At 44.9% G+C, this 20962-nt stretch carries 23 protein-coding genes and 1 tRNA gene; 11 read left to right on the forward strand and 13 right to left on the reverse strand.

All coding sequences use genetic code 11. The annotated features are described in order from the left end of the window. Positions 1-82 precede the first annotated feature (82 nt). Genes VJB08_06245 through VJB08_06255 form a run of 3 tightly spaced genes read left to right on the forward strand, consistent with a single transcriptional unit; the run spans position 83 to position 2293 of the window. Entirely contained in the window at positions 83-1174 is a 1092-nt protein-coding gene (locus VJB08_06245) for a MiaB/RimO family radical SAM methylthiotransferase (GenBank protein HLD43553.1), read from the forward strand. A gap of 31 nt (positions 1175-1205) precedes the next feature. Then, positions 1206-1670 carry a hypothetical protein gene (locus VJB08_06250; protein ID HLD43554.1) on the forward strand — a complete coding sequence of 155 codons (465 nt, stop codon included), beginning with the start codon at positions 1206-1208 and terminating at the stop codon, positions 1668-1670. Further along, a complete protein-coding gene (locus VJB08_06255) occupies positions 1667-2293 on the forward strand; it encodes an adenylate kinase (GenBank protein HLD43555.1) in 627 nt (208 codons plus the stop codon). Before VJB08_06250 ends, VJB08_06255 begins: the two co-directional genes overlap by 4 nt. An 84-nt stretch (positions 2294-2377) precedes the next feature. On the opposite strand, the gene VJB08_06260 is transcribed toward VJB08_06255, so the two are convergent. Genes VJB08_06260 through truD form a run of 3 tightly spaced genes read right to left on the reverse strand, consistent with a single transcriptional unit; the run spans position 2378 to position 4635 of the window. After that, positions 2378-2929, reverse strand: coding sequence for a hypothetical protein (locus tag VJB08_06260; protein ID HLD43556.1), 552 nt, complete (start codon positions 2927-2929; stop codon positions 2378-2380). Beyond that, positions 2926-3534, reverse strand: a complete 609-nt coding sequence (locus VJB08_06265) for a winged helix-turn-helix domain-containing protein (GenBank protein HLD43557.1) — start codon at positions 3532-3534, stop codon at positions 2926-2928. The genes VJB08_06260 and VJB08_06265 overlap by 4 nt, the downstream gene beginning before the upstream one ends. Positions 3535-3573: 39 nt before the next feature. Next, entirely contained in the window at positions 3574-4635 is a 1062-nt protein-coding gene (truD, locus tag VJB08_06270; GenBank protein ID HLD43558.1) for a tRNA pseudouridine(13) synthase TruD, read from the reverse strand. 52 nt (positions 4636-4687) lie between these two features. On the opposite strand from truD, the gene VJB08_06275 reads away from it, so the two are divergent. The 3 genes from VJB08_06275 to VJB08_06285 all read left to right on the forward strand — a co-directional run bounded on the left by VJB08_06275 (position 4688) and on the right by VJB08_06285 (position 6648). Next, positions 4688-4806: transfer RNA gene (locus VJB08_06275), tRNA-Arg, on the forward strand. Between the two features lie 43 nt (positions 4807-4849). Then, complete coding sequence (locus tag VJB08_06280; GenBank protein ID HLD43559.1) at positions 4850-5947, forward strand: hypothetical protein; 1098 nt, start codon at positions 4850-4852, stop codon at positions 5945-5947. Further along, positions 5947-6648, forward strand: a complete 702-nt coding sequence (locus tag VJB08_06285; GenBank protein HLD43560.1) for a glycosyltransferase — start codon at positions 5947-5949, stop codon at positions 6646-6648. Before VJB08_06280 ends, VJB08_06285 begins: the two co-directional genes overlap by 1 nt. Before the next feature lie 6 nt (positions 6649-6654). Here VJB08_06285 and VJB08_06290 read toward each other — a convergent pair whose 3' ends face one another. From VJB08_06290 to gatE, 3 genes are all read right to left on the reverse strand, one after another. After that, positions 6655-7494, reverse strand: a complete 840-nt coding sequence (locus VJB08_06290) for a glycosyl transferase family 8 (protein ID HLD43561.1) — start codon at positions 7492-7494, stop codon at positions 6655-6657. A 172-nt stretch (positions 7495-7666) separates the two neighbouring features. Further along, entirely contained in the window at positions 7667-8734 is a 1068-nt protein-coding gene (locus VJB08_06295) for a glycosyltransferase (GenBank protein HLD43562.1), read from the reverse strand. Positions 8735-8778: 44 nt separating this feature from the next. Further along, complete coding sequence (gatE, locus tag VJB08_06300; protein ID HLD43563.1) at positions 8779-10206, reverse strand: Glu-tRNA(Gln) amidotransferase subunit GatE; 1428 nt, start codon at positions 10204-10206, stop codon at positions 8779-8781. Between the two features lie 308 nt (positions 10207-10514). On the opposite strand from gatE, the gene VJB08_06305 reads away from it, so the two are divergent. Together VJB08_06305 and VJB08_06310 are read left to right on the forward strand one after the other, a co-directional pair. Beyond that, positions 10515-11297, forward strand: a complete 783-nt coding sequence (locus VJB08_06305; protein HLD43564.1) for a DUF2080 family transposase-associated protein — start codon at positions 10515-10517, stop codon at positions 11295-11297. Beyond that, a complete protein-coding gene (locus tag VJB08_06310; GenBank protein HLD43565.1) occupies positions 11279-11515 on the forward strand; it encodes a hypothetical protein in 237 nt (78 codons plus the stop codon). The genes VJB08_06305 and VJB08_06310 overlap by 19 nt, the downstream gene beginning before the upstream one ends. Here VJB08_06310 and gatD read toward each other — a convergent pair. The 4 genes from gatD to VJB08_06330 form a co-directional block, all read right to left on the reverse strand. Further along, a complete protein-coding gene (gatD, locus tag VJB08_06315; GenBank protein HLD43566.1) occupies positions 11466-12749 on the reverse strand; it encodes a Glu-tRNA(Gln) amidotransferase subunit GatD in 1284 nt (427 codons plus the stop codon). The genes VJB08_06310 and gatD overlap by 50 nt on opposite strands. A gap of 42 nt (positions 12750-12791) precedes the next feature. After that, positions 12792-13307, reverse strand: coding sequence for a hypothetical protein (locus tag VJB08_06320; protein ID HLD43567.1), 516 nt, complete (start codon positions 13305-13307; stop codon positions 12792-12794). A gap of 7 nt (positions 13308-13314) precedes the next feature. After that, entirely contained in the window at positions 13315-15585 is a 2271-nt protein-coding gene (locus VJB08_06325) for a CDC48 family AAA ATPase (protein ID HLD43568.1), read from the reverse strand. 210 nt (positions 15586-15795) lie between these two features. Beyond that, the gene (locus VJB08_06330; GenBank protein ID HLD43569.1) at positions 15796-16218 is read right to left on the reverse strand and encodes a hypothetical protein; all 423 of its coding nucleotides are present in this window, start codon (positions 16216-16218) and stop codon (positions 15796-15798) included. A 106-nt stretch (positions 16219-16324) separates the two neighbouring features. Here VJB08_06330 and VJB08_06335 point away from each other — a divergent pair, with 106 nt between their 5' ends. The 3 genes from VJB08_06335 to VJB08_06345 are packed head-to-tail and all read left to right on the forward strand — an operon-like array spanning position 16325 to position 17333. Next, positions 16325-16474 (forward strand): hypothetical protein, encoded by a 150-nt coding sequence (locus tag VJB08_06335; protein ID HLD43570.1) that lies wholly within the window; start codon positions 16325-16327, stop codon positions 16472-16474. Continuing rightward, positions 16467-16628: a hypothetical protein gene (locus VJB08_06340; GenBank protein HLD43571.1), complete on the forward strand. Its 162-nt coding sequence runs from the start codon at positions 16467-16469 to the stop codon at positions 16626-16628. The genes VJB08_06335 and VJB08_06340 overlap by 8 nt, the downstream gene beginning before the upstream one ends. Beyond that, positions 16629-17333, forward strand: a complete 705-nt coding sequence (locus VJB08_06345) for an alanyl-tRNA editing protein (GenBank protein ID HLD43572.1) — start codon at positions 16629-16631, stop codon at positions 17331-17333. Between the two features lie 86 nt (positions 17334-17419). On the opposite strand, the gene VJB08_06350 is transcribed toward VJB08_06345, so the two are convergent. The 3 genes from VJB08_06350 to VJB08_06360 form a co-directional block, all read right to left on the reverse strand. Further along, positions 17420-17806: an OB-fold nucleic acid binding domain-containing protein gene (locus tag VJB08_06350; GenBank protein ID HLD43573.1), complete on the reverse strand. Its 387-nt coding sequence runs from the start codon at positions 17804-17806 to the stop codon at positions 17420-17422. 77 nt (positions 17807-17883) lie between these two features. After that, a complete protein-coding gene (locus tag VJB08_06355) occupies positions 17884-19389 on the reverse strand; it encodes a glycine--tRNA ligase (GenBank protein ID HLD43574.1) in 1506 nt (501 codons plus the stop codon). Positions 19390-19489: 100 nt separating this feature from the next. After that, positions 19490-20572 (reverse strand): reverse transcriptase/maturase family protein, encoded by a 1083-nt coding sequence (locus VJB08_06360; GenBank protein HLD43575.1) that lies wholly within the window; start codon positions 20570-20572, stop codon positions 19490-19492. Between the last annotated feature and the right edge of the window lie 390 nt (positions 20573-20962).

Below are 20962 nucleotides of genomic sequence, written 5' to 3' on the forward strand. Positions count from 1 at the left end.
AAGGTTTTGTTTTTTGACGGCGCATGGCACTTGTGAAGCAGCATCCAACAATTTTATATACTTCCGGCAGCTGGAGAAGGATATGCCCACTGCCTGCATCATTGACGGATTCAGCGGATGCATGCTGAACAGCTGGGATTCGCAGCTTTTCCATAAGTTCTTTGCGATGAATAACTGGAAGGTTGTTTCTGACTGGAAGGATGCTGATCTTGTTCTGCTGAATACCTGCGCTTTTGTGAAGAGCGTTGAGGACAAGGTTGTGCAGAGGATTATTGAGATCAAGGCTGAATTAAGACAAAACCAGAGGATGGTTGTTGCTGGCTGCTTTCCAAAAATCAATGATGAAAGGCTGAGAGAGATCTTTGAAGGAGTCAGTTTTGGGCCAAGAGAAAACACACAACTGAATAAGATTATTGATGCCCAGGTTAAGATTGAAGATGTCAGGATAAATCGATTGGAAGAGCAGTACCTGAACGGCGCGCCGAGCTCAAGATTCTACATCAAGATTGAAGATGGATGTTTGGGGAACTGCAGCTTCTGCGCGATTAAGGCTGCGAAAGGGAACCTGAAGAGCATTGAGCCTGAAAGGATTCTGGAGCAGTTCAGGAAAGGCAGGGAGGTTGGGTATAAGGAATTTGTTTTGCTTGGGGATGATATCGGGTGCTATGGAAGGGATATCAGGACAAATCTGGTTGAATTGCTGAAGAGGATTGTCCAGCAAGACGGGGAATTTTACCTTTTCCTTCATTTTGTCCAGCCGAACTGGTTTCTCGATATGATTGATGGGTTTAGGGACGTGTTTGCAACAGGCAAGGTTACGGTGCTCAATATTCCGATACAATCAGGGAATGACCGGGTATTGAGGCTGATGCGGAGGCCGTATTCCATGAAAGAGGTTCTGCCAGTGATGCAGAAGATTAAGGCGGAGTTTCCCTCTGTACTCCTTCAGACACACGTCATTGTTGGTTTTCCCGGCGAGACCTATGCAGAGTTCCTGGATAGCCTTGAAGCTGCAAAATATTTTGATGTTGTGAAGTTCTTTGGATTTTCTGAAAGGCCAGGAAGGAAGAGCGTCCTGAGTTCAGAGGCAAAGCTGCACCGGCAGGCTGCATTTGGGCTGATTGAGGGGCAGATTGAAGAGGGGAAGGGGACTTATTTGATTGTGCAGGGTTAGGTTTAAATAGGATTGCACACTTTCTGCAGCCATGACAGACATCCAGAAGGCCTATGAGGGGCTGAGGAAGAGGCATCCTGAGCTGCCACTCTTCTCAGAAGTTGATTCGTTGTTTGAGATCTCTAACATGGAGAAGGAGAGATTTCTGCTCAGGTCAATCCGCCGGTCTATCCTCGAGGAGATCGAATATCTGCTGCACAGCATGGAGCCGGTTTTCCAGCCTGAGAACTCTGTTGCAGGGATGCACGAGTGCAGATTTTTGCAGGAGGATGAGAAGCAGCGTTTTTTTGACCTCTACAGAAAACTTGCAGCACTGCATCGGAAAGGGATTGCTGCTGCGCTGAGGTATCAGGAAGATGAAGAGGCTGCATTTATCGCATCAGTATGCCGGGTGTGGAAGCCGCTGGCTGCAGATGTCGCCACCTACTTGGCAAAGATTGCTGGCGTATGGGAGAGAGAATCGGAATCTGAAGAAAAAGCAGGGTATTTTGGATGAAGATTGTTGTGATGGGGCCCCAGGGCTCTGGAAAAGGAACGCAAGCGGAGAGAATTGTAAAAGAGTATAAAATCCCCCATATCTCCACAGGGGATATTCTCAGGAAGAATATTGCTGATAAGACCCCTCTTGGAAAGACTGCAAAGTTGCATATTGACAAAGGAGAGCTTGTTCCTGACGCTGTAGTCAATGATATGGTACAGGAAAGGCTCGGCAAGAAGGACTGCAAAAAAGGATATCTGCTTGACGGCTATCCGAGAACATTGAACCAGGCAAAGGCATTGGAGAGGTATGACAAGGTGGAAAAGGTGTTTTTGCTTGAGGTTCCTGACGAGGTTTCTGTCAGGCGATTAAGTGCCAGAAGGCAGTGCTCAACGTGCGGCAAGATATTCGGGATCGATATCCCTCCGAAGAGGGAGGGAGTATGCGACAGCTGCAAAGGCAGATTATTCCAGAGGGATGATGATATGCCTGAGAAAATCAATACCCGGCTCAAGGAATACCACAAGGAAACAGAGCCTTTGGTTGGGTTCTATGGAAAAAGGATTGTTAGGCTGGATGGAACCAAGCCGATTGATGCTGTGTTTAAGGAGATTGCCAAGGTTTTGGAGGGATTGAGGTGAGGGGAGCGAAGTGCTATCTTGCAAACGAATTGGGTTTTTCTGAGACAGGAAGGTATGTTCTGGATACGTTGTTGAGATAATCTTTTACCCTTTATCTCCTTTAAGCAACTCTTCCGGCACCTTAAGGGTTCCTTCTGAAAAAACAATATCTTTGCACTGGGAAATGGCTTCCTTGCATATGGCCATCATCTTATCATAATTTTGCTCGATTTCCTTAATTTCAATAGATGTGCTGTATCTTGCTTTTTCCCTCTCATCAACATCTGACTGTCCTTCCTTTTCCCTATAAACCGTTATTCTCTTAATAAAATCAGGATCATAGCTTATAATGGATTGATCTTTTACATATTCCAAGAAGAGCGCTGTGCATCTTTGATTTCTGCTCTCGACTCCGAATTTGGACAAGATGGCTAATGCACAATAATAAAGGGTATAAAACCATTCTTCAGGCAGTTTGTAATCAAATCCTTGTTCCTTGTATAATGTACATAGCTCCAGATTCTTTTTTGCTTTTGTTATATATCCCTCTGCTTCTTTTAAGCTTGGTTTGATTGCCAGAAGACCTTTATGCTTCTTCCATTTTTTCTCATCTCTAAGAGCAGATGCAAAGCAAGCTCTCAAATTTTCCAAAGTCATTCTGACAGCGCCTTTACAAATTTGATAAAAGTCTCCTGTCCAAACAGGACAATGCCTTTTTTTACAGCATCTAGGTATGCCTTGTTTTGTTCTTTCAATTCTTTCTTAAATTCTTTTTGCGTCAGATTGATTGAATGTATTTTTTTGCTTTGTGTTTCCTGCATCTTAAACACCACATCATTAACTTTACCAAGATTCTTTTCCTTGGCAATTCCGATTATATCAATATCATTTGCTTCTTTGCCGTAGAGTATGCTTCCATAGAGTATCAAAAACTCGACCTTTTGCTGCAAGCTTGAAAAGTCATACAGCCATCTTTTGTATTTTAAAGTTTCTTGGGTCAAGGAGAGCGCCAAAGTTTTCTCTGTCAAGATATTGCCCCAGTTCAGTTTTATTGTGCTTGTGCTTGTTTTTCCGCTCCCAACAGGCTCGATAAGTATCAGACTGTCCTTTTCAAGCTTTTTGAGAATTTTCCATGTGCCCCACCTGCTCATCTTTAGCTCTTTTGCTAAAGACGTGGCAGTATGCCTGCTAAAATCCTTCAGCAAGATATTCATAATTTTTTGTGATTTGCTCATTATCTTCATTTTGTTGATAGTTGTCAACAGATGGTTGATAGGATATATAAACCTTCCTATTTTGAATTAAGAAAAAAGGTATCTAATAAGCACGGTTGCATAAGCTCCTTTTGGCAGGGAGAATTCAAGTTTTACGGTTTCTTTTGAATCATGCAGTATCTTGAAGCCTGTACAGGTTTCGAATGCGTTTCTTTCCGTGCCTTCAGAGCTGAGCTCAGGGAGCTGGGGGATGATGAAGTCTCTTGTGGTTAGGTTTTCTTTTTTTAGGATGGGATTAATGAGACTTTCATTGGTGCCAAAGCCAATCAAGGGCAGTTTTTTATTCTTTACATTTTTTGATTTTGATTTGTTTTCTATTGATCTGCATTTTTTTGGCATATGTTCTATTAATTTTTCTTTTTTTGGTTTATTCTCCATTGATTTAGGTTTAATTGAGGCTTCTTCTGTTGGATCCCTTTTAATTGAGTCTTTTAATAATTCATTAAATAGCTTAGACTGGTAGGCATGGATGAATAGTCTTAATATTTTTGAGGGCATCTTCCTTAGGCAGCCTATTGCATCTGAGGGCTGGGTTTCAAAGTGCTCTCTCATCTTCTTTTCATAGCTTCCTTTGTGCTTCAGGAGAAGAGTTACCGCTTTGCTAAACTCTTGTTTTACTATGCACTTACCTATCTCTGCGTTGTCATTTGAGAATCTTTGCTCTCCGAATACGTTCGGGAAGACTATTGTTGCGTTTCTTGTATTTTTAAGGAATACTTTGTGCTCTTCAGGGGTTATCTCCCTTATGGTAATCTCAAACTGGTTTCCTTCGTGGTCTCCTAAGGAGATGGGCTCATGTAAGGAGCCTTTGTATTCTATCTTTAGGTTAGCATCATCAATGTCTCTTGCTTTCTTTCCTTTGATCGAGATATACTGTTCGGTTCTTGCTCTTTTGTCCTTGTTTCCTGCATAGCCAAAGCTGGATTCGGGGAGATTGAGGATCCTGGAGAGCCTTGAGATGGCTTCGGGTGTTGAACGGTTGGTCTTGGAGAGGAGGTAGATATGGTAATTTCCGCCTTTTTCCAGGATGCCCTCTATTGGAAATATCTCCTTTACGATGAAGTCTTCAGGGGATTCTTTAAGCTTCATAGAGCCCGGGGATAAAAAGGCTTATAAAAAGGTTGAGGCTTTGCTCTGATGTGCGCCTGTAGCTCAGTCTGGATACCGGAAAAACTCCAGCTTTTCGGGATTGGCCGGTAGGACAAATAGAGCGAAAGGTTCCTAACCTTTAGGTCGGGGGTTCAAATCCTCCCAGGCGCGCTTCACAGTTAATTATAAAAGCTCCGAGTTTGTAATCTATTCCATGTTCTCTCCAATCTACATCAGCGAAGGGCTTCGGATGTTCAGAAGGAAGCTGCGGGTCCAGGGAAGAGGATTTAAGCAGTATCCTGGAGATGCAGCGGACATTTGCAGGCAGATCATTGAGGACTGCTGGAATGGAAGATATTTCCAGACTTCAACAGGCCACTTCTGCGAGTTCTGGGTAAGGGATTTCAGCTGGTGCTGCAGGCCATTGCTTCGGCTGGGGTATAAGGAAGAAGTCAGGAAGACATTGGAGTACGCTCTGGGGATATATTCAAGGTGTGGAAGGGTGACTACTACGATATCTCCCAGAGGCGGGCCATTTGATTTTCCTAATTTCTCTCCTGATTCTTTGGCTTCTTTGATTCTTTGCTTAAATCAGGCTAAAGCTAAATCATTGATTTCTGGATACAAGGATTTTCTCAATAAAAAGATTTCTGAGTATGAGGAGAAGGTTTTGGACAGGGAAACAGGGCTTGTTAGACAAGGAATTCCTTTCTCTTCCATAAAGGATCATGCCAGGAGGAGCTCTTCATGCTATAATAATGTCATGCTTGCGATGCTTGCAAGGGAGATTAAGAAAACTTCATTGGATAACCCCTTCAGGGGATTTAATTTTAAGAAGAGGGTAAAGGAGGAGTTCTGGAATGGGGACTATTTTTATGATGATATGGAGAAACTGCCTGTTGTGACGGGGGATTCGAATGTTTTTCCATTCTGGACAGGAATTTTTACTGAAAAGGAGATGATGAGACGTGCATTCAGGGCAATTGAAGAAGTAGGTTTGGATAAGCCTTTTCCTCTACGATATACCTGTAAGAGGTACAAGAGGCAGAGAATGCTTATCTATGAAATTCTTGCACGGAATTATGAGAGGACGACAATATGGAATCATATAGGGCTTATGTATGTTTCTTTGCTGAAACAGGTTGATAGGAAGAGACACAGGAAGAGCATTGAGGATTATAAGGACGTGATAGGGAAACATAAAACATTCCTTGAGGTGTATAATCCTGCAGGGAAGCCTTATAAATCACTGGTTTACACCTGTGATGAAGGGATACTGTGGAGCAGTATGCTTCTGGAGATGTTGAGATGATGTTTTCTATCATTATTCCAACCTTGAATGAAGAGAGATACCTTCCAAGGCTGTTGGGATCAATCAGGAACCAAAGATTCAGGGATTACGAGATCATTGTAGCTGATGCACATTCCAAAGATAAGACTAGGGATATTGCAAGGAGATTTGGATGCAGAATTGTGAATGGAGGGATTTCTTCCTTAGGAAGGAATAACGGAGCAAAGATTGCAAAGGGAGAGTATTTCCTCTTCCTTGATGCTGACGGGATGATTGCTGACAAAAGGTTTCTGGAGAAACTTGTAGATGTTATTAACAGAAGAAATGTGGAAGTAGGGTCTTGCTTGGCATTGCCTATTCATGGGAGCATACTCGATAAGATTCTCCACATTAGCGCAAATGCCTATATGAGGATTGCGCAATGGACCAAGCCACTTGTTTGGGGACCCTGCATGTTTAGCTCAAAACAGCTGTTCGATAAGGTCAAGGGGTTCAACCAGAATCTGAGATTTGGAGAGGATCTTGATTTCGGCTATCGGGCTGCGAAACATGGTAAGTATAGGGCGATTCCTATATATTTTGGGGTTTCTCTGAGGAAGTTTAAGAAGGATGGGTATCTACGAACTATCTCTAACTATATCAATATAGGAATCCGTTATTCTCTTTTCACCAAGGTGGGCCAAAACCGCGTGAAGTATAGGTTTTATTCAGAGAAGAAGTAACGTGGTTCATCTGAGGAGCACAGAGTCAAATAGACGGTACATTGTTCGCAGAATTAGGTGGGTAAGTATTTTCTGTTTGTTGCAGCCCTTTCCATAACCAAAGTTTTTGAGCGGCCTTAACATTGAGTATCTTCCTGCATTATGCACTATTGGGATTTTCTGGCCATTCTGGAGGTAGAGAACGCCCTCTTTTATTGTAAATTTAGCATCTTTAGCATCTAATGTGCTGATGATGAAGTTATATTTAGGATTAAGCTCTTTGAATCCGTCTCTTTGGAGGACGTAATTAATAATTATCTGATCAGGTCCGAATCTGCCTTTGTCTTCTATGAGAGACACAATTTCATTGCAGAGACCTATGAACTTGTATGATGGGCCAAGAAGAACTCCTGCATTGACTATCTTTTTTCCATGGAGGCACTCTTTCATTTTACTTGATACCTTCCTGCTAAAGCAGGTTTTAAGGAAATAGGATTTGTACAGCTTGTTTGTGCCTTCATATGCTGCTCTGAATGCCCCCGTATCTTCTGAAAAAATGGAGCTTATGCCATCCTGAAAGATAATATCCCCTCCGTCAACAGACAATACCTGGTCGTACTCTTTTCTCTTGAGAATAATCGCCATTTCCCGCCACCTGATATTGACTATGGCGCCGTCCTTCTTTGCCTTATGCACGATAACATTATTACGTTTCAACTCAGAAACTTGTATTTCAGTCAACCCATAATCTAAAACGATGACATCTGTGTTTGTCAAGTCAACATTATCTTTTAGGGATCTCAACCAGTGTGTTACCAGAAAATCTCCGTATTTCTCATCAGACGATGTAAAGATAACATTTTTCATAGCAATACCTTATCTTTTACGCTATTCTCCTCAGGTTTCGAGATCAAATAAAAATCCCAACAGCTGCAAGCGACGAGGCATCATAAACAAATGATTTTTTTATGATTTTCGATTGATGGCTAATGCATGCCTTCCTATACGTGTTTTCCATAAATGTTAAGACTTTCACTCTTTATTCTTTGTATATTTTTTCCAGCTGGCGTATTGTGTTCTCTATCGCGTACTTCTTCACTGCAATTAATGAGCTTTTCTCCATTTTCTTCCTCAGCTTTGTACCTTTGAGTATTCTTGTGATTCGGTCTGCCAGCATTCGGGGGTTGTTGGACGGGGCTATGAAGCCGTTGGAATCGTCTTTAACAATATCAGGAATTGCTCCTGCATTCACCCCCACGATGGGCAGACCGCAGGCCATTGCCTCGAGAACAACAAGTCCTTCAGTCTCTATGGGAGACGCTGTTGCAAAGAGGGCTGCTGAGGAGTAGAGCTTTGGCAGTTTGTTGTGGGGAACCGATCCTAGGAACTTAATGTTCTTTACGTACTTGGCAAAGTCTTGGAGATACTTTTCCTGAGGCCCTGATCCTGCGATGACGAGCGTTGTATCTGAGGAGGTTTCCTGGATAGTCTTGAATGCTTCTATAAGGATATCAATTCTCTTTTCATAGCTGAGCCTGCCCACATGGAGTATTGTTCTTCTCTTTTTGTTTACCTTTCTCGGATAGAACAATGTTGTGTCCACTCCATTGGAGACTACACGGATTGGAGCAGTGATTCCGTGTCGTTTGAGCTCTTTCTTCATCGCATTGGAAGGTGTTATTACTGTGTTGCACCTGTTGTAGAAGTGTTTTGTGTAGTTCCACGTAATTGATTTGGCAAATGGAAATTTGGACAGCTTTGCGTTTTTTATCGGCATCTTTACATGGTCAAGAAATTCTGGAAGAAGCGTATTATATGTCCCAATGACAGGTATGCCTTTGATTTTTCCGTATGCGAGACCCTCCCAGCCGAGGAAGGATGGCATGTGGCAATGTATGATGTCTGGCTTGAAGGCTGCAAGCACTTTAAGGCTTTGTGTTGAGGGCACGCCTATTGGGAAATCAGGATATCTGAGGATGTCAATGCTTGGGAGATATGTGATCCTCATTTTAGGGATGGTTGTTCTTTTCTTTGCTGTTGTGAATATCATTACTTCATGGTCTTTTTTAGCGAGATACTTTGCTGCATTGAGAATTGATGTAACCACCCCATTCTGCGAAGGCAGAAATGTGTCTGTGAAGAATGCTATCCTCAGTTTAGGAGCTTTTGCAATATCTCGCTCACCTTCTTCCCTTCAACCTTTCCCCTAAATCTTTTCATTGCAATGCCCATCAAAGCTCCCAGAGAGGCTCCTTTGTTCTCATCGATGATGAGCTTGATTGCCTTTTCTATCTCGGCATCGGATACTGTTTTAAATTCAGTTAGAGAGTATTTCTCATTTCTTAATTTTTTTGTGAGGATGTCTATAATCGCCTCTTTTGGAATCTGCTTTTTTTCGTAGAAGTTGAGGACTTCCTTGAAATCCGCATGCGTCAGCTTTTTTGTGTCAAGGCCGAATCGCGACTTTATTTCTTTTGGAGTCGCTATTAAGGTGTTGGCTATGAATAAGGGCTCCAATGATTTGAATTCTTTGAAATAGGACGGAAGGCTGATTTTTCTTTTTACTGCTTCTTCTGCAAATTCTTTCGGTATCCTGTAGGTTTCCTGGAGCTGTTTTATTTCATCTGATAAGAGATTTGGAAGCTTTGCCTCAAGCATCGATTCCGGTATCTTTATAGGCACAACATCTGTCTCTGGATATAATCTTGCGGCTCCCGGCAACGGCCTAAGGAAAGAGGTGGTAAAGCCAGGCTCTGCTTTTCTCACTTCGTTCTTTAGTGTTTTCCCCTGTTTTATTTCATTGAGCTGCCTCTGGATCTCCTGCTCGATAACTCTAGGGATAGACTTCAATTCCTGGAAGCCTTTTATCTCCGTCCTTGCGCCGCCTTTTATTGATACATTGACATCCTGCCTGATGGAGCCGATGCCGCGCTTCATCGAGCCAACGCTTCGGAGCATCATCCCAATTATTGAGGCTGCTTCTTTCACATGCTCAGGATCCTGCAATGAGGCATCGGTTGATATCTCAAGAAGCGCAACCCCTAAGCGGTCAAGGCGGTAGGTGACTGATTCTTCGTTTTGGTCAATTTTTTTTGCTGCCTCTTCCTCCAGGAGGAGGGTCGGTATCGCTACGTTCCCTTTCGCGGTTTCAACATACCCATTCCTTCCAATTAAGGCTGTGCGCTGGAAGCCTGTCGTGTTTGAGCCGTCAATGACTATTTTCCTCATGACCTGGATTTCGTCAACAATGGACATGTGAAGAAGGCGGGCCACGTTTACTGCGATTTCAAGCGCCTTCTGGTTTATGGTTTTTGGGGGTTCTTCATCAATTTCTATAAGACAAGAGCTTGTTGGCGCTGCTTCATAGACGTAATACTTCTTTTTTGCTTCTTCGTGCCTGGCAGCAATGTCAATTTCTCCTGTCTCTCCAACAACTGCCCGCAAATACCTTTTTATGCGAATTGAGGCCTTGTTTGGGTCATTGACTAAAGAGGGGCAGTCGCAGAAGAGCTTTTTTGTGTCAAGCTGCTGGTGGACTTCCAGGCCTGCTTTGAAGCCGAGGTCTTTGTAATTGAGCATAGAGGTAAAAGGTGGCGGTAGGTTTATAAGGTTTTTTATGCGAATTTTGCTTCTCGGAGCAGAGTAAAGAGATTATTGTTTAGCGATATTCCAAACTAGCTCATACCATGCCTGTGCATTTTTGGTCGCTCCTTCGGAGCAGTTCGCCTTGTGCGTATGTGAGCGAGGAGCGACATATCCTCCGATGGGACGACCCCCTTGTCGCTGTGACGTCTTTTGATAAAGAAGGCTCACGGATGATGTTGCCTTCATTTTCAGAGCCCAATTCTCCGAAAGGCTTAAATATTTGGGTATATACTGTATATACTATGCAAATAACCAGAACTGTCCAGCAGATCGGAAATGGGGCCCATGTCTACCTGCCGAAGGAGATGACTGGGAAGAAGGTAGTGGTAAGCCTTGCCAGGAAAAGCATGGAGGAGATTGAGACAGAAATCCTGATGATCCTGAAGAAGCATCTGAGGCATATTTCAGGGGTATACCTGTATGGGTCCTATGCGCGGGGAGAGGAGACTCCGGAGTCGGATATCGATGTGCTGGTGATCAGCGATGTTGATATCAAGAAGAGAGTTGGGGGATATGATATTATCTCTGCGTCTCAGGAGCAGGTAGAAAAGACGATTGAAAACAACGCTGTGCTTCTCCTGCCTATCCTGAAAGAAGCGAAGCCGATCCTCAATGAAGCGTGGTTGGACAGGCCCAGCAAGCAAAGATTGACAAAGAGGAATACACAATGGTATATTGAGACCACAGAGAGCTCTTTGAAGCTCGCTGAAGATTGGATCCGCGAAAGGGATACCAAGGTTATTGACTCGATTGTTTACCCTTTGATCATGAGATTGAGGGGATTGATACTCATTGGATCATTGCTACACGACAAAAAGTATTCTCATAAGCAGGTATTAGAGCACCTCATAAAAGGAGATATATCCCCTGATAAGGCAAATCAGCTGTATAGGATGTACAAGGAGCATAGGGATACTCGGCCCGTATCAAAAAATTCCTTGGACTATGATGATATTAGTATGCTGTATCGGGTTGTTTACAGGCATTTCTGCAGGATAAGATCGTTATGGGAAAAGCTAAGATAAGAAAGAAACTGGAGGGATATAAGAAACAATTGATAAAGCATATTTCCAAATTCAGGGAAGCTGAGGAAAGGGGGGGATGCGGGAAGCATGAACTATATGGCAAGAGAGATGAAGGATTACATGAAGAGGATGGACCTATTGAAATCAAGAATGAAGCCAAGGAAAAAGTTAATACAAAAATGAATCCGGCAGTATCCTCTCTGATATCTCTCCAGTGAGATTTGTCTTGAAAAGCTCTTTTACTTTTCCTGTGTCTTTTTCTCTGCTTAAGAGCCATCCTAACTTTACAAACGCAGTCTCAGGAGTCATGTCCTCTGCAAAGACGCAGCCTAAGCCGAGAGAGAGCTTTCTTAAGTTTGTGTAGACTAATGGGTGCGCCCTGCCATAAAGCGTTTGGGAGGCTATTGCCACGATGACACCTTTTTTTATGGCTTTTTCAAGTTGAGGGATGAATGATTTCGGTCCGTTGACAGGGATATGGCCAAGGGCTGTTGCAGAAAGCACAATTCCTTTATATCCTTTGGATACATAGTAGTCAATAATCGAGGGGTCAATTTCAGGATGGATCTGGATCAGGGCTGTTTTGGGATCAAACGATGCTTCCAAGGCTGCTTTTCCGTCGTTTCTTTTTTTATAGGAAGCGTTGACGATCCTAATTGATCCCTCTAATGGCACCTCTGCAAGAGGAAGCTCATTGATTGGGCGGAATGCATCTCTTCTTGAGGTGTGCATCTTTCTTGTTTTTGTTCCTCTGTTGAGGATGCAATGGGAATCGTTTGTCGTTCCATGAAGGCAGGTTGCAACTTCTGCGCCATCCCAAGAGGTTGCTGCCTTGACGCTGCAAATCAGATTCATGAATGCGTCTGAAGAACCTCTGTCAATGGAGCGCTGTGCTGCGGTGAAGATGACGGGTTTTGGGAGGCCCTGGAGGAAAAAGGAGAGGGCTGCTGTTGAATAATGCAGGGTATCTGTGCCGTGGGTAATGACAACTCCGTCTGCTCCTGCATCAAGCTCTTTCTTGACCTCCTTTGCAATCTCAATCCATTCCTTTGAGGCTATATCCTCGCTCATCATTGCCATGACTTTTCTTGCTTTGATGTTTGCAATCCCAGCAAGCTCAGGCAGCATCTGGACATAGTCTTCTGCGGTGTAGTCTGCGTACACTCCTCCTGTCCTGTAATCCACCTTAGAAGCAATCGTGCCTCCTGTTGAGAGAATGGAAACTGTGGGCAGGCCTTTGGTATGCCTGAGCTTTAGCTTTTTTTCCTTTGGCTTTTCATAAGGCTTAAGGACTTTGACCTTCTGGATCTTCTTCTTTTCTATGCAGATGTTGTATCCATTGTCAAGCTTGAGGACAAGGATGTCATCTCCCAAGAGCTCTGGCCTTTGGATGATGACTCCTTCGAGCGTCTCTTCAGAAGTTGTGATCTGGACAAGGTCTCCTGGGTTCATGGCTGCCAAGGAGGCTAAAGAACTTATAAACTTTTGTGTTTTTTAAAAAAAGTAGGATCTATGGTTAAACCTGCCATCCGAATTGGGCAAGTGGGTTGTCTGCATCATCCGCCCGGGATACCTCAAGGATAATGGTACGCCTGTTGAGGAAGCTTCCTCAATTGCGCGTTTTGAGATTTCTTCAGGAGAAATTCCATACTTCCCTGCAGTTTCATAGAATGCTGTGATCTCTGGCCGAGCCGCACCTGGCCCTTTCGCCGCAAGACAGGCAAATTCGTGGTCTTTAAGCTGTTTGAGTATGGCAAATCTCACTTTTGACTTATGGAATTCATCCAACCCTTCAAAGCGCAAAGCTTTGTTGAGCCCATTCGAACTTGTAATAAGATTCTCCAGGAGGCTGATATTCGGCTGTTCTGCCGCTTGATTAATTGATTCCAGATTCTGTATGAATCTCGTGAAGTAAGTGGTTCCAACCCAACCATCAACACGGCTGTTGCTCGGAAAGTACACAGCTGACTGGAGCCCTGGCCCGTACAGCATGAAGATTTCCCGGCTCATTTCTGCATCATCCCATATAACTTGGCTTTTCCTCTTTCATCTGCTTTGCCTGAGCAGAGCGGAAATGCTCCTGGATCTCATGATAGGCCTTTTCAATCTCCTTGGTCACTGAAGGCTTTACCCTGCTGATGGCCTGCTCAAAGTGATATTGCGTGACTATTTTTGACTTGATATCTTCGCGGAGCGCAACGATGGCTGCTTCGCGGCAGATGGCTTCGATGTCTGCTCCGACATAGCCTTCTGTCAGGCTGACGAGGCGATCCAGATCAACATTGGAGAGCGGCATCTTTGATGTGTGGACCTTGAATACCTCCAGGCGAGCCAGGGCATCGGGGGAGGGGGTCAGGATGATCCGGTCAAACCTGCCTGGCCTGAGGAGCGCAGTATCCAGCATATCGGGCCTGTTTGTGGCAGCGATAACAACCACTTCATTAAGTTCGTCCAGGCCATCCATTTCTGTGAGCAGCTGGTTTACCACGCGCTCAGTAACATGAGAGTCTGAAGATGCTCCCCGTACAGGGGCAATAGCATCAATCTCGTCAAAAAAGATGATAGTAGGAGAGGTCTGCCGCGCCTTTTGGAATATTTTTCTAATGCCTTTCTCTGATTCACCTACCCACTTTGACAGCATTTCGGGGCCTTTTACAAGGATAAAATTCGCTTCAGATTCTGTGGCGACTGCTTTTGCCAGGAGTGTTTTCCCGGTTCCAGGAGGGCCGTAGAGGAGAATTCCTTTTGGAGGGCTGACACCAAGCGCCCTGAATGCTTCAGGAGTCTTGAGCGGCCATTCCACTGCCTCCTTGAGCTGCTGCTTGACTTCCTCCAAGCCCCCAATCTGGGCCCATTTGATATTGGGAATTTCAACCAAGACTTCGCGCATTGCAGAGGGCCTGACAACCTTCAGTGCTTCCTGGAAGTCCCTCTTGGTAATCCTGAGCTTCTCGAGCATCTCCGAGGGGATTGCCTCATCATCCTTCAGTTTAAGCTCCGGAAGAAGTCTCCTCAGGACAATCATGGCCGCCTCTTTTGCCAATGCGCTCAGGTCAGCCCCCACAAAGCCGTGCGTAACGGCTGCCATGTCCTTCAGAAGTACGTCCTTTGCCAGGGGCATGTTCCTGGTATGGATTTTGAGGATTGTGTGCCTTCCCTTCTGCTTTGGCACGCCAATCTCAATCTCGCGGTCAAACCTGCCGGGGCGGCGCAGCGCAGGATCGAGAGAGTTGGGGATATTGGAGGCTGCAATCACAACAACCTTCCCCCTGGATTTCAACCCATCCATTAAGGCGAGAAGCTGGGCAACCACGCGGCGCTCAACCTCTCCGTGCGTGTCCTCTCTTTTGGAGGCAATTGCATCGATTTCGTCAATGAAGATTATAGATGGGGCATTTTTTTCAGCATCTTCAAATTTTTTCCTGAGATTTTCTTCGCTCTGGCCGTAATATTTTGACATGATCTCGGGACCATTGATCAGGATAAAGTTCGCATTGGTCTCATTCGCGACTGCCTTTGCCAGCAGCGTCTTCCCGGTTCCGGGCGGACCGTGCAAGAGAACTCCCTTTGGGGCCTCAATGCCCAGGCGCTCGAAGAGCTCAGGATGTTTGAGGGGAAGCTCGACCATCTCACGGACTTTTGCCAGCTCTTCATCCAGGCCGCCAATATCCTCGTAGGTCACTTCAGGGATCTTTTCCTCAGTGACCTCGACCGCCTCAGGGTTAAACACAATCTCCGTGAGCTCTGAGATGATGACTGGCTGCTTGGGCTGGGTATCCACGACGATGAATTTCAGGTCGCCGAATCCAAAGCCCATAAATTCCTCATCAAGCATTCCAAAAACATCTTCGAAGAATCTGGAGTCTGACATCGTGGTCCTTCTCCTCCTTGTTCCGCCCAGAGAGATGATATCTCCCTTCACAGTGGCGCGGCCGAGCAGACCCTGCTTGAAATAAGAGGGAGAAGTCCGGACAATGATCCCTTTCTTTGCCGGGGCAATCGTGACCTTTTTTGCCTCCTTGACCTGGGCCTTGGTGATCTTGACCTGCTCGCCAATCCCTGTCCTGGAATTTCTCCTTGTAATGCCATCCATGCGGATGATGCTCAAGCCTATATCCCCAGGATATGCCCTGTCCACTATCGCAACAGTCTTTCGCTCTCCTTCAAGCTGGACAATATCTCCAGGCCGGGCTCCCAGCGTCTTCATATGGGTTGAATCTATCCTGATAATGCCCTTGTTGACGTCGTCTTGAACCGCTTCTGCAACTTTGAGCTTGATTTCAGTCATGCGGAAGAGTGATGCTTTGGATTTTATAAAATGAGAAGTTTCAAGGAAGGAAGCTGGTGGAGGGAGGGGAAGCGAATTTCCGGACAGCGCCTTGAGGTTTTGTAAACGCGGGATCTATTACGGGAAACCCAGAATTCCATATCAGTTTTATTTCAAAAATTCGTTATTGAAAATTCGCCGGAGAGGGGCGCGTGAGCCACAAGTTGCTCTTTACTTCACCTGAGCGTCATTCGCCTGAACTCTGGGAAGCTGCAATGGAGGCGGCAGTCCAATGTCCTGGCTCAGGATAAGGGCCTGGATATGGCATTTCTGGACAATGCCGTTCAGCACATCCACCATGACCTCCTTCGGAATCTTCTTGTCTTTTTTCCAGCTTGCTGCGATGTCTTTCATCGTTTTTGGATCGTCCAGGTAAATCACATCGCCATAGAGGCCTATAACACCGAGCCCGGGATCATAGGTGGTTACAAACTCGAAGGTGAAGCGGAGGCTGTCCTGCGACATCTTTCCAAGGGGGAGCTTCTTCTCCTCGACGTTCTTTATCGCAACATTGTTATTTATTTTAATCTCGCCCTGAGTAGGAATTTTTTTCTCCACATTTATTTTGCTGTAATTGAATCCAACAATAACCATAGTATCACCAAGGCTGCGGGTGTTCCGGTTGTATATAAATATTCCTGTTTAGCATCTATCGTCGAAAACGTAAAATTTAAATAGAGCAGGCGGCTTAAACACCCAAATGAAGAAATGCATCGTGTGCGACGCAGAGCCCGAATTCTGCGTGAAGGGCATCCCGCATGATGCGTATTGCAGGGAATGCGCGCAGGAGCATTTTAGCGAATTGGATCTGCTCGAACGGATAGAGAAGGAGGATCGAGCCCATGGCTGAGGTCAGTATCTGGGTCTGGATTTTAGGGGTCGGCGTTCTTCTCTATATCGCCAGCCGAGTCTTCAGACTTTTTTCTCAGGAAGCCGCAATTGATAGAGAGATGGAGAAAGTCCTGACATCTGATGAACACAAAGTGAAGGGACAGTACGATTGAATGACACGGCAACTCTATCTTGAAGATGCATACCGGCGCGTCTTTGATGCAAAGGTTGTGAATATCTGCGAAGAAGGGATTATTCTTGATCAGACACTCTTCTACCCGGCTGGAGGCGGGCAGCCTTCTGACAAAGGGGCAATTCGGAAAGGAGCGAGCAGCTATCCGGTCTCAGAGGTTTCCAAGAAGGGAAAGGATATCCTGCATCGGATTGAAGGGAACGGGCTGGCTGCAGGCGATTCTGTTACAGGACAAATCGACTGGGATCGGAGATACCGGCTCATGAGGATACATACTGCTGCCCATATCATCAGCGGAATTGCCTCTAAGGAGTTCCATGCAAAGATCACAGGCAACCAGCTGGAGATTGAGAGGGGCAGGATTGATTTTGACCTGGAGCGGTTCTCCCCCGATGTTGTGAGCATGCTTTTCGAGAAATCAAATGAGATCGTAAGAGGGGATCTAGCTCTGAAGACCTATGACATGGCCAGGGAGGAGATTGAGAAGGACCCTGAGATGGTAAAACTCGCTATGGGCCTGCCGCCGCATCTGAAGGTGCTGAGGATTGTGGATATCATAGGTTTTGACCGGCAGCCTGACGGGGGAACGCATGTGAAGTCGACAAAAGAGGTAGGAGATATTGGGTTTTTACGGTCAGAAAACAAGGGGAAGAACAACAGGAGAGTCTATTTCACGATACCGTAAGTTTTGCATTCTGTGTTAAAATAGACCGGCAGGATAGTATGCTAGAAGGCTATGTTAGGATATAAACTGGACAATGGATAACACAGTTAGATAACGTCTTCTTCATCAACAGAGACTTCTTCATCGGATTCGGGCTCATCGGATTCGGGCTTATCCTCCTGCTTCGATTCAGCCTGGGGCTTTCCTTTTTCTATGATCTCAATCTTGCCGAACCTTCCTGCAGTCAGCTGCATCTCGCCCTGCCACTCATTCACAAAGCCATTAGTAATCCTGATGGTGTCTCCTTTATTGACCTGGTCAATTTCATCGTTCCAGAGCGTGAGCTTGATTTCGCCGGTGTCATCCTTAAGCCGGGCGTTGCATACCCTGCCCTGCTTGCCGAATTTCTCCCAAGTCCGGGGGGTCTCCTTGTCAACGACAGCAGCAGTGATGTCCACGTTTCCCTGCTTTGGCTGGAGGTCTTTGATTGGCATACAGGCAATTAATCGAGGAGAGTATATAAAGATGACGGTGATGGGTTGACAAAAAGTTCGGGGGAGAGTTTAGCAAGTCAAATGATTGCACCACAAGACTCTAAAGGCTCTCCATCCATCAGCCTTCTGAGTGCTGTTTTCAGCTCTTCAATCTTAATGCGTATCTGCTTTGTCGTGTCTCTTGAGCGGATCGTAATTGATTCGTCTTTCATTGAGTCGAAATCAAAGGTTATGCAGAAGGGGATTCCGATCTCGTCAGCTCTTGCATATCTTCGTCCGACGCTGCCTTTGGAATCATAAAACGTGTTAAAATCGTCTTTAATTTGACCATATACTTTTTTTGCATGCTCATCAAGTTTTGTGATCAAGGGGAATACTGCCGCCTTATAGGGGGCAAGCTTTGGATGGAGCTTCAGAACAATGTTGCCGCGCTGCTTGTCATCCTGATAGGCGTCGAAAAGGAAGACGAGGAACGCCCTATCAACCCCCTGAGAAGGCTCTGAAACAACATGGGGCACAACCCTTTTCTTTGTTTCCTCGTCAAAGAGGCTGAGATCCTGCTTGGAATGCTTGATATGCTGCTGGAGGTCAAAATCCCCCCTATCAGCAATGCCCTGCAATTCCTTAAAACCGAAGGGAAACTGATATTCGATGTCCCAGGTATCTCTCGCATAATGCGACTTTTCCTTCTCGAGATGCTGGCGGATACGGAAGTTACCGGGATTTGCTCCGTTGGCTGTGAACCATTCAATCTCCTTCGCAAGCCAATACGCCTGCCATTGGTTTTTTATGATGCTGGTGTTAAGGCAGGTCTCGATGGTCATCCTCTTCGGAGGAATGTTTTTTTCCTGCATCTCTGCAGAGAAGACGGCAAGCGTATGCTTCTGCACTCCATCAATCAGAGGGCATTCCTTCTTTTCAGGATGGCAAAAATACTCGATCTCCATCTGCTCAAATTCTCTGGCCCTGAAGAGGAAATCCCTGGGAGAGATCTCATTACGGAAGGCCTTTCCGATCTGGGCGATGCCAAAGGGGAGCTTCAGCCTTGAATTTTCTGCAATCAGCTTGAAGTTTGCGAAGATGAGCTGGGCAGTTTCCGGCCTGAGATAGGCCTGGATCCCGCCTTCTGGGCCGATTTCCGTCTTGAACATGAGATTAAAGGGCTTTGCTTCCTGCAGCGTTCCTTTGCAATGCGGGCACTTGATGTTTTTTTCCTGGACGAGCTTTGTGGCCTCAGATACGGTCATGCCTTCTGTGGGAATATGAAGCGCATCTGCAATCAGATGATCCCCGCGGACCTTTTGGCGGCACTTGCTGCATGCCAGCATGATATCTTCAAAGCTTTCGACATGGCCTGAAGCTTTCCAGACAAAGGGATGCGTGATGATTGAGCCGTCCATACCTACAATATCTTTCCTTGAATGGACATGGAAATGCCACCAGGACTGCTTGATGTTGTTCTTCAGCTCTACTCCTAATGGACCGTAATCAAAGAAGCCTGAAAGGCCGCCGTAAATCTCTGAGTTTGGATACACAAATCCCTTGCGCTTGCAGAACGCAGCCATTTCTTCTATGGTGAGCATGGCAAGGCAATGGTGAGAGAGGATTTATAAAGTATTTGGTGGAAAATGCTCTCGTAGAGAGTTATCGGGATGCAGTGGTTATTCAGTAGTTATTCAGTATTTATTCCAAATTCTGCTGGCTACACATTGCATGTATTCCTCCTGCCATAGCTTTCCTTAGATTATAGGTGTTTGCCCATTGAGCATAGCCAGACCATCCTTGGAGGCTTTCGTGTATCGCCTCATAGGAGTATCGCCCCCCCCCAATTTTAGACATCTGCGGTTTTCTTTCAGAACTCTTTTGGAATTTCCTTAGATTGCTTCTTCTTAATAGCTTATAATGGTAGAAAATTCTGTATCCTAAAAAGGTGAGTCCATTTCTTAGCGGCATTATTTTTGATTTGTCAGTGTGAAGTTCTAATTTTAATGTTTTAAGATAGGCATTTATTTTGTTTTGGCAGTGTCTAAGCGTATTTTTATCTTCATGGAGGACAACGAAGTCATCAACATATCGTATGTAATATTTTGCTTTTAATTCGTGTTTCACGAAATAGTCCAATTCATTGAGATAGACATTGGCAAAGAACTGGGAGGTTAGATTCCCGAGGGGCATGCCTCTGCCTTTTACTTTTGTATCGAAATTGCTGAGGATTTTTTGGATAAGCCGAATAACTTTTTCGTCTGTTATTTTTCTTTTGATAATCCTTATCAAGATTTGATGATTGACAGCCTCAAAATAGTGCCTGATGTCTGCTTTCAGCGCATAGCCTTGTATTTGGTTATTGTTTTGTGCATTCCTGACTTGTTTTCCATTCTTTGATGCTTTTCTTTTAAATCTGTCAAATCTTGTGATGGCATTATGCGCTCCTTTCCTTAGTCTGCCTGCATAGGAGTCATAAATAAAGATTTTCTCATATATCGGCTCAAGAATATTGACAAGAGCATGATACACAACCCTGTCTCTGAACTTAGAGGCATGGATTACTCTTGTTTTTGGGTCTTTAATGATAAATCTCTGTAATGGTTTTGGATTATAGGTTCCTGTTTCTAATTCATGCCGCAGTTTTTCCAGTTCGCTGCTGAGGTTTTTTTCGAATTCAATGACATACCATTTCTTTGTTTTTCTTTTTCTTGCCTTTTTGAAAGCCAATTCCAGGTTTTCCGGAGAACAGAGTTTTGTGTAAAGATTTTTGTAGGTTTTCATAGGTGCCCAAGAACTTGGATTATTCCGATGGAGGAAGTCTCGTCTTTAGCAGATTTCGAGTTCGAGGGCTCCCTGTTGCAGTTGAGCCTGGCACCGCCAGCATCAGAGTCGAACCTGGCGACAAGCAGAGCAGAGTAGCAGATCCATCAAGGAACTGATTCATTCAGTTTCCGCTGGATGTTTCCAGCTTTCACCATGCCTTTAGTGTTCGCGTAATCACTACTTGCTATCGGCATTGTATTTTATGGCATCATGTAAGGATGCGCTGATGAATCTGCGTGTAGCCCAAGTTCTGGGCAAGAATTATTTCTTTGTTCTCCTTTAATATGTTTCTCTTTTTCCCTGACCTTCATTTCCTCTGGAGAATTTTTGCCTGACGTACCCCGATGG

It is taken from the genome of Candidatus Nanoarchaeia archaeon, assembly GCA_035290625.1.
Classification (GTDB): domain Archaea; phylum Nanobdellota; class Nanobdellia; order Woesearchaeales; family DATDTY01; genus DATDTY01.